The 8,597-nt window shown below is 72.2% G+C and carries 6 protein-coding genes; 2 read left to right on the top strand and 4 right to left on the bottom strand.

The genetic code is table 11. From position 1 onward, the window contains the following. Window positions 1–120: 120 nt before the first annotated feature. Window positions 121–1,635: an aldehyde dehydrogenase (NADP(+)) gene (locus ABZ374_RS36035; RefSeq protein ID WP_360319458.1), complete on the bottom strand. Its 1,515-nt coding sequence runs from the start codon at window positions 1,633–1,635 to the stop codon at window positions 121–123. Window positions 1,636–1,989: 354 nt separating this feature from the next. Then, window positions 1,990–3,036, bottom strand: coding sequence for a LacI family DNA-binding transcriptional regulator (locus ABZ374_RS36040; RefSeq protein WP_360319460.1), 1,047 nt, complete (start codon window positions 3,034–3,036; stop codon window positions 1,990–1,992). 318 nt (window positions 3,037–3,354) lie between these two features. Here ABZ374_RS36040 and ABZ374_RS36045 point away from each other — a divergent pair, with 318 nt between their 5' ends. Both ABZ374_RS36045 and ABZ374_RS36050 read left to right on the top strand, forming a co-directional pair. Next, window positions 3,355–5,013 (top strand): amidohydrolase, encoded by a 1,659-nt coding sequence (locus tag ABZ374_RS36045; protein WP_360319462.1) that lies wholly within the window; start codon window positions 3,355–3,357, stop codon window positions 5,011–5,013. A gap of 486 nt (window positions 5,014–5,499) precedes the next feature. Then, window positions 5,500–7,173: a hypothetical protein gene (locus tag ABZ374_RS36050; RefSeq protein ID WP_360319464.1), complete on the top strand. Its 1,674-nt coding sequence runs from the start codon at window positions 5,500–5,502 to the stop codon at window positions 7,171–7,173. A 173-nt stretch (window positions 7,174–7,346) separates the two neighbouring features. Here the strand turns inward: ABZ374_RS36050 and ABZ374_RS36055 are convergent, their stop codons facing one another. After that, window positions 7,347–7,676 carry a hypothetical protein gene (locus ABZ374_RS36055; protein ID WP_360319466.1) on the bottom strand — a complete coding sequence of 110 codons (330 nt, stop codon included), beginning with the start codon at window positions 7,674–7,676 and terminating at the stop codon, window positions 7,347–7,349. Beyond that, window positions 7,673–8,380, bottom strand: coding sequence for a GntR family transcriptional regulator (locus ABZ374_RS36060; RefSeq protein WP_360319468.1), 708 nt, complete (start codon window positions 8,378–8,380; stop codon window positions 7,673–7,675). The genes ABZ374_RS36055 and ABZ374_RS36060 overlap by 4 nt, the downstream gene beginning before the upstream one ends. Between the last annotated feature and the right edge of the window lie 217 nt (window positions 8,381–8,597).

The following is an 8,597-nucleotide window of genomic DNA, read 5'->3' on the forward strand; positions in this document are numbered from 1 at the left end:
ATAACGCTGCGCCGCGGGGGCTCGCGCTTGGTCGGATGGCCGTCCCGGCCCGTGGCGCGGGCCGCTCGGGCGTCGTGGCACGCCCCGGCGTGCCCGTCCGGGTTCGGTGGCGGGGACCGCTCAGGGTTGGCTGCGTCGTGGCACGCCCAGCGGATTGGCGTCGCGCAGTTCCGCGGGCAGCAGTGCGTCGGGCCAGTCCTGGTAGGCGGTCGGCACCAGCCAGCGCTCCAGCGCGGTGCCGCCGACGGAGGTGTGGCCGGGGGCGGTGGTGGCGGGCCAGGGGCCGCCGTGGTGCATCGCCCAGCACACCGCGACGCCGGTGGGCCAGCCGTTGTGGATCAGCCGACCGGCGCGCGGACGCAGGGCGGCGCCGACCCGGGCGGCGAGCGCGTGGTCGGCCTCGACCGTGTGTACCGAGCCGGTGAGGCTGCCCGGGAGGCGGTCGAGTGCGGCGAGCAGGGCGTCCTCGTCGGCGTAGGTGACCATCAGGCCGGCCGGACCGAAGGTCTCCTCGGTCAGCTCGGCCGCGTGCGCGACGAATTCGGCGAGGTCGACCCGCCACACCACCGGTGCCACCGCCCAGGCCCCCTCGGCGGCGGTGCCTCGGGCCAGCTCGCGTGCGGCGTGCGCCGACACGCCGTCCCGGTACGCGTCGCGGATGCGTTCGGACAACATCGGGCCGCCGGTCGCGGTGCGCGCGTGCGTGGCGACGGCGTCCGGGAGCTTGCTGTCCTCGGGGACGAACAGCAGCCCGGGATTGGTACAGAACTGGCCGGTGCCCAGGGTGAGCGAGCCGAGGTAGCCGGCGGCCAACTCCTCGGCGCGGTCGGCCGCCGCGCCGGGCAGCACCACGACCGGGTTCACGCTGCCCAGTTCGCCGAAGAACGGGATCGGGTCGGGGCGACCGGCCGCGAGGTCGAACAGGGCCCGGCCGCCCGCGAGCGAGCCGGTGAAGCCGACGGCGGCGATCCCGGGGTGGGTGACCAGTGGGCCGCCTGCGGCGCGACCGGCGACCAGGCCGAGCAGATCCGGGGAAGCGCCGGCGTCGGCCAGCGCGGCATGCACGACGCGGGCCACCGTGAGCGACGTGGCCGGGTGCGCCTCGTGGACCTTGACCACCACCGGACACCCGGCCGCCCACGCGGACGCGGTGTCGCCGCCGGCGACGGAGAAGGCGAAGGGGAAGTTGCTCGCGGCGAACACCGCGACCACGCCGATCGGGTGCAACATCCGCCGCACGTCGGGCCGGCCGAGCGCCGGATCGGCCGGGCTGAGCACCGCGCCCACGTGCGCGCCGTCCCGGAGCAGGCCGGCGAACATCCGCAGTTGGCCGGACGTACGGCCGACCTCGCCGATCAGCCGGGCCTCGCCCAGCGCGGTCTCCGCGTCCGCGACGGCGACCAACTCGGCGCGTGCGGCGTCGAGCGCGTCGGCGACGGCATCCAGCACCCGGGCCCGCTCGGTACCGGAGCGTGCGGCCCACGCCGGCGCGGCGGCCCGGGCGGCGGCGACCACGCGGTCGACGTCGGCGCCGGTACTGCCCGCCACGGGATCACCGACCGGCGCTCCGGTGCGGGGATCGTGCCCCTGCACGACGGTCGGCTCGGCGGGGGGAGTCGGGGTCGACTCGATCACGGCGATTCCTCCGGGTCGGGGCCCGAGGGGTGGTCGGGCGGGGTGCGGCGGCGGCGTGTGGTGTGGCGCGGCGTGCTGCGGTGTGGCGTGGTCGGTGATCCGGGGCCATCGAATCACGATCCGTCGGGCCGTTCGACAGTTGTCGGGCCAGGGCTGGTGCGGTGCGGAGCAGGCCGAGGACGTCGGCGCCGGTGGTCCGCACCGGATCGCGCCGGCGCGGCTGCTCGAAGGTGCGGCTGGGCTCGGGTGCCCGACGGCGGCGGGGTGCCGCTCGGTGATGGCGGAGGTGCCGCTCGGCCCGGGTGTACGAAGGCACCGGCGCGTACCGCTCGACTCGGCCCCGAGTTCGTCGGGTCAGTCGCCGCGTCGTGAACTGGTGCGGATCTCCAGGTTGGTCGGGACGATCCGGCCGGTGGGGGTGGGGTCGCCGGACTCCAGCGCCCGGATCAGCAACTCGACGCCCACGGTCGCGATTTCGGCCGGGTTCAGGCTCAGGGTGGTGATCGGCGGGTCGGTCTGCGCGGCCGTCGCGTCGTCGCTGACGCAGACGATCAGCAGGTCCTCCGGGACCCTCAGGCCGTGTGCGCGCACGGTCTCCAGGATCAGCGGCGGGCTCGCCTCGGTGAGTACGAAGAGCCCGTCCGGGCGCTCGGGTTGCCCCAGCATGTGGTCGATCACGGCGCGGGCTGCCTGGTTGCCGGGACGCTCGGTCATCCCCACGAGCGGTGCGAACTCCCGTTCCCGACACCAGGTGTGATAGGTCGTCACGCTTTCCTCGTAGAACAGCGAGCTGGAGTGCGCGGCCACCACGCCGATCCGCCGCGCGCCGCCCGCGGCCAGGTGGTCGAGCACACCGCGTACGGCGGCTTCGTGGTCGATGTCCACCCAGTGCCCGCCGGTCATGCCCTCCAGCCGCCGGTCGGAGACGACCGGGATGCGGGCGGCCAGGAAGTCCTCGACCAACGGGTCCTCCGCGAGCGGGTCGGCAACCACCGCCGCGTCCAGCGGCAGGTCCGCCCACTCGTCCCGGGCCGAGTGGGTGGGCAACAGGACCAGCGCGTACCCGTGGGCGAGCGCGGCCTGGGCGGTGGCGCTGGTGAGTTGGGCGAAGTAGGGCGACTCGATGTACGACCACGGCGTCTCCACGTACTCGCGCACCGCGTACCCGATCAGCCGGGCGTGCCCCGCCCGCAGCAGCCGTGCGGTCGCGTTCGGCCGGTAGCCGAGTCGGCGCGCGGTCTCCTGGGCATGCAGCCGGACCGCGTCGGACAGCCGGCCGGTGCCGTTCAGGGCGGCCGAGACGGTGGTCTTGGACAGCCCCGCCTCTCGGGCCACGTCGACGAGTCGGACCCGAGGCACGGGCGCGGGCCGCCGGCCGCCACTGCGGGGTGAGGTGGTCATGTCACGACATGCTGCCGGCTGGCAAGCCCCGAGTCACGCGCGATGTGCGGAGCCAGGACCTTCGGAAAACCGTTCCCGCACGCGCTTGTGCGGGAACGTTCCCGCGTCGATACTCCAGACAGCTTGGGCGCAGGGTCCGGGGTTTGCCGCCCGGGGTCGGGCGCCTCCTGCCCGCTGCCCGGGGTCGGGCGCTCGCTGCCCCGCTGCCGGTCGTCCCGGGTCGGGTGCTCCGCCCCCCGCCCCGAGCGTCGCGGGTTCGCCCGTCGTTTCCCTTTCGTCCCGCCGTCCGCACCGCCGTCGTCTGCGCAAGGAGCCCCCATGCCCACCCCTGCCGATGTCGTATTCCGAGGTGGACCGGTCCACACGATCGACGCCGCTCGTCGTCGGGCCACGGCGGTGGCCGTGCGCGACGGGCGGATCGTGGTCGTCGGCCACGACCCGGACGTGCGCGACCTGATCGGCCCCCGCACCGACGTGATCGACCTGGCCGGACGGGCGTTGTTGCCCGGCTTCCAGGACTCGCACGTGCACCCCGCCCTCGCGGGCACCACGCTGATCCGCTGCGACCTCTCCGACGCGCGGGACGCCGAGGCGACCTTCGCGCTGATTCGCGCGTACGCCGCGGACCGGCCCGACGAGGCGTGGATCAGCGGCGGCGGCTGGAACATGGACGCGTTCGCGGGCGGTACGCCCAGCCGGCAACAACTCGACGCGATCGTGCCGGACCGCCCGGCGTTCCTGATCAACGCGGACGGCCACGGCGCCTGGGTCAACACGCGTGCGCTCGAACTCGCCGGCATCACCCGGGACACCCCCGACCCGGCCGACGGGCGGATCGAACGCGAGGCCGACGGCACCCCGCAGGGCACCCTGCACGAGGGCGCCGCCGCCCTGGTCGGCGACCTGGTACCGGGCCTGGACGCGGCGGACGGCCTGCGCGCGCTGCTCGCCGGCCAGGCACGCATGCACTCGGTCGGCGTGACGTCCTGGCAGGACGCGATGGTCGGCTCGGCCCACATGGGCCTGGACCCGCTGGACAGCTACCTCACGGCGGCCCGTTCGGGGCAACTGACGGCCCGGGTCGTGGGCGCGCTGTGGTGGGAACGTGGGCAAGGCGCGGAGCAGTTGGAGCGCCTGCTCGACCTGCGCGCGTCCTCGTCGGTCGGGCGCTTCACGGCGACCAGCGTCAAGATCATGCAGGACGGCGTCGCGGAGAACTTCACCGCAGCCCTGAACGAGCCCTACTTCGACGGCTGCGGCTGCCACACCGGCAACAGCGGCCTGAGCTTCGTCGACCCCGTCGCGCTGCGCGAGCACGTCACGCTGCTGGACGCGCACGGCTTCCAGGTACACGTGCACGCGGTCGGCGACCGGGCGGCCCGCGAGGCACTGAACGGCTTCGCCCAAGCCCTCGCGGCCAACGGCCGCAGCGACCACCGGCACCACATCGCGCACCTCCAGGTGGTCCACCCCGACGACATCCCGCGCTTCGCCGCGCTGGGCGTGACCGCCAACCTGCAACCCCTGTGGGCCGCCCACGAGGCCCAGATGGACGAACTCACCATCCCGTTCCTGGGCGACGAACGCGCGGCCTGGCAATACCCGTTCGGCGACCTGCTCCGCTCCGGCGCCACGCTCGCGGCGGGCAGCGACTGGCCGGTCAGCGCCCCCGACCCGATGTGGGGCATCCACACGGCGGTCAACCGCGTCCTGCCCTCCTTCGCGGACCCCTCCGACACCGTCTTCCTCCCCGAGCAGCGCCTCGACCTCACGGCGGCCCTGGCCGCCTACACGGTGGGCACGGCGTACGTGAACCACCGCGACCACGACACGGGCACGATCGAAGTCGGCAAGCTCGCCGACCTGGTAGTCCTCGATCGCGACCCGTACGCGGGGCCGGCGGCGGAGATCGCCAACGCGGAAGTCCTGGGCACCTATGTGGAAGGCACAGCCGTATACACGGCGAAGGCCCTGTAGGACACCCCCCACTGGACACACCACCCCCTTCGAACCGTGGGGTGGGCGCCGCCCACGGAGAAGCCGACGCCCACCCCACGCCCGAGCGGTCATCGTCGCCGGCCGGCGACGAGACGTCCGGACCGCCGGCGCGGCCCCGCCGTCGCCTCGAAGCCAAGGACTGCCCGACCCGAGAGACCGCCTCCTCCGACAACGGGGCCGAACTCCACCGCATCCGCGAACCCGGCACGGCATGGGCGAAATCGGCGCTGCGAGTCATGCGCGAGCCGGGCCGGTCGGCGCGACTTTCTTGGCCGAAGTCTCGGAGCACGCAAGCCTCTTGAACTCCTGCGTCACCTCGCCGGTACGTCCGGGAAATGCTCCGGTACGTCGGGGAAGCGCTCCGGTACGCCCGGGGAGTGCTCGGTACGTCCGAGAAGTGCTCCGGTAATCCCTCCAGTCGGCGAACAGCACATCCGGCATCGGGACGTACGGTTTGATGAAGCCATGTCGGTACCACGCCTCCCATTCACCGAACAGGACCTCCTCGACGCGGCCGGCGCCAAGTCGTACGGGCGCGGTGAGGGCTACCTCGGTGCGGTCGCGAATCTGATCGAAGAGGATCCGGGTTACGTTTCCGCCGTCGTGTACGGAAACGACACCTACGCGGTCGCCCTCGAATACGGGGCGGACGGTCTCATCGGCGACTGCGATTGCCCATACGGCGAGCAGGGCCACTTCTGCAAGCACTGCGTCGCCGTCGGCCTCGTCTTCCTTCGGTCCGTCGCGGCCCGCCCGGTAGAGGAGGCCCAGGCCGCCCCGTTCGACCTCCGCGCCTACCTGGCCTCACTCGATCCCCACGAACTCGTCGACCTCCTCGACGAGGCGGCCCGCAACGATCCCGACCTGCGCCGCCGGCTCACCCTGCGCGCGGCGCGCACCGACGGCGGGGCCGGCCCGGACATCACCTCGATTCGCGAGCACCTGGGCCGCGCGCTCCGCACCTACGGCTACCTGGACCGGCACGGCGCGTACGCCTACGCCGAGGCGGTCGCCGACATCGCCGAGACGCTGCGGGAGCTGTACGAGGGCGGCCACCACGTCGCCGTCATGGACCTCTCCGGCCGTGCCCTGGCCCTGATCGGCGGGGCACTCGGCGAGATCGACGACTCCGACGGCGGCATCACGGTGGAAGGCGAGGCCCTGGCGGAATTGCACGCCGCAGCGTGCGCCGCCACCTCGCCCGACCCCGCCGAACTCGCCGACTGGCTGCTCGCCTTCCAACTCGCGAACCACGATTGGCCGGAACTGGCGATCCGGGACTACGCCGAGTCGCTGGGGGACACCGGAATCACGCACTACGCCGCTCGGCTGCGCGCCGTACAGGAGGGCGACTCCACCCACGACGCGGACCGATGGTTGATCCAACATCTCCGGGAAGATCTGGCCGAAGTACGAAACGACACGGACGCGCAGGTCGAGGCAATCGCCGACAACCTCACCCACGGCTACGCCTACCTCCGCATAGCCGAGGTCCTCACCGCCGCCGACCGCAACGACGAAGCCCTCACCTGGGCCGAACGCGGCTTCGCCGAACACCCGGACGAATCCCGCCTCGCCGACTACCTGACGCAGCGATACAGCGCCGAGGGCCGGGAGGCGGACACCCTGAAGATCCGCCGGCAGCAATTCCGCCGCCGGCCAAGCGTCGCGCTCCACCACCAAGTCCTGGAAGCCGCCCGGGCGATCGGCGAACTCGACCACTACCGCGCCGAGACCCTGCGCATACTGCGCGACGCAGCCGCCGAGCGGCCCACCGGCACCTGGGCAGCCCGAGTCCTGATCGACGTCCTGCTCGCCGAACAGGAATACGACCAGGCCTGGACCGCGGCCGAAACCTTCGGCGCCAACCTCGACCAATGGCTGAACCTTGCCGAAGCCTGCCGAACCACCCGCCCCGCCGAAGCCATGCACATCTACCTACGCGAAGCCGCAGTCCTCATCAAGGCAACAGGCAACCACGCCTACGCCCGAGCCGCCGACCTGCTCGTACGCGCCCGAGACATATCCCGAACCGCCGACCGAGAGCCCGAGTGGCAAGAGCACTTCACCACCCTGCGCACCGAACACCACCGCAAACGAAACCTGACCGCCGAACTCACCCGCCGCGGCCTCATCTGAGTGCCAAAGCCTCATGGAGTGCCCTCGCAGTGCGGGCCCGGGAACCGGCGCGTGACGATCGTCCGGCGCCGGCCCGACCAAAGCTCGGCCGGTTTCTTCTCTTGTTCTCCGGCCGAAACAAAGACCTCGCGCCCGGTGGCCCGAGCGGCGGTTCTCGCACGTTCGAAAGCGTTTCAGGCCGGTGCCCGGAGTTGGGCCTTGAGCTGCGGTCGGTAGAGGATCTCGATGTAGACCACGGACCCGTGGACCACGTCGAGGTTGATCATGGCGTGGTCGTCCTCGCCGAGCAGGCAGACCATGCGATGACCGGGACCGTAGAAGATTTCCCGATCCGGCACCGTCCTGAAGCCTTGGCAGAAGTCGTCCCCGCAGTCGCACCAGTCGTGGAACTCCACTCCGTGGAGATCGTCGGCCAGCGAATGCTCGGCCGCCACATGCAGCAGCCTGAGCAATTCGCTGTGAAGCTCCGGGAGGGCCTCCGCGAGCGGCCGCGCCTCGCTCATGAAGAGCGGCCGAATCCGCAGGAAATCTCCAGATCGTCACCGGAGATCCCGAACTCCGCCAGGACGAGCGGCTGTTCGTGCTGGTCCGAGGTCAGTCGCAGCACGTGGACGAGCGGTGCCCCGTCCGCCAGGTGAAGCGAAGTGGCCTCGTCGGGGAGCGGCATGCGGCTGCGGACGTTCTCGCTCCAGTGCGGGCCGTGGCCGAGCCGCGGGGCGGTACCGGAGTAGGGCGTGTTCTCCGGGACCGAGAAAGGGACGTACGTCCGGCGGACCCGGCACAGCCGGCCGTGCTCGGCGGTCTGCCACTCGTCGTCGGTGAACATCGGCTCGCCCGGCGGCACGGGCAACACGTCGACCAACGCCAAGCGCGCGCCGGTGCGGGTCGCGGTCGGCTCGTCCCGGGTGGTCCGGCGGATGGCGTCGGCTTCGACGTACCGCCCGCCCCGGTCCCGGCGAACCCCACGTGGCCGCGTCGTGTTCGGCCTGGCGTGCGGAGAGCGCACGAACATCCCGCGACCCATCAACACCTCGACCAACCCGGCCACACGAAGCTCGGTGATGCCCTGCCGGACCGTCGGGCGGGACACCCCGAACTCCTTCGCCAACTCCTCCTCGCTCGGCAGCCGTTGTCCCGCCGGGAGCGTGCCATCCATGATCCGGTCACGCAGAAAGTCCGTGCTCTCGTGGTAGCGAGCGGGCTCCATGGCTTGCCTCCGGTCCTGCTGCGGGGAGCGCGATTCATTCCCCCTCCGGGCAGCATCCCGCACGGCATGACGCTGGACGTGACGGATTCCCCCACCACCGCCCTCCGACGCTCGTGCCCGACGCCTAGGACTTGTCCGGTCGATCATGTGCGGAGCCAGATGACGAGGGCTGCGGCGGTTGCCGTGCCGAGGTAGACGTAGCCGCGTTTGTCGTATC

Origin of the sequence: Embleya sp. NPDC005971, from assembly GCF_040629175.1 — a bacterium.
GTDB lineage: Bacteria > Actinomycetota > Actinomycetes > Streptomycetales > Streptomycetaceae > Embleya.

Bases quoted from the DNA above. Each gene is read 5' to 3' on its own strand.
- ABZ374_RS36040 (WP_360319460.1), bottom strand. From the start codon at position 3,036: ATGACCACCTCACCCCGCAGTGGCGGCCGGCGGCCCGCGCCCGTGCCT.
- ABZ374_RS36045 (WP_360319462.1), top strand. From the start codon at position 3,355: ATGCCCACCCCTGCCGATGTCGTATTCCGAGGTGGACCGGTCCACACG.
- ABZ374_RS36050 (WP_360319464.1), top strand. From the start codon at position 5,500: ATGTCGGTACCACGCCTCCCATTCACCGAACAGGACCTCCTCGACGCG.
- ABZ374_RS36055 (WP_360319466.1), bottom strand. From the start codon at position 7,676: ATGAGCGAGGCGCGGCCGCTCGCGGAGGCCCTCCCGGAGCTTCACAGC.
- ABZ374_RS36060 (WP_360319468.1), bottom strand. From the start codon at position 8,380: ATGGAGCCCGCTCGCTACCACGAGAGCACGGACTTTCTGCGTGACCGG.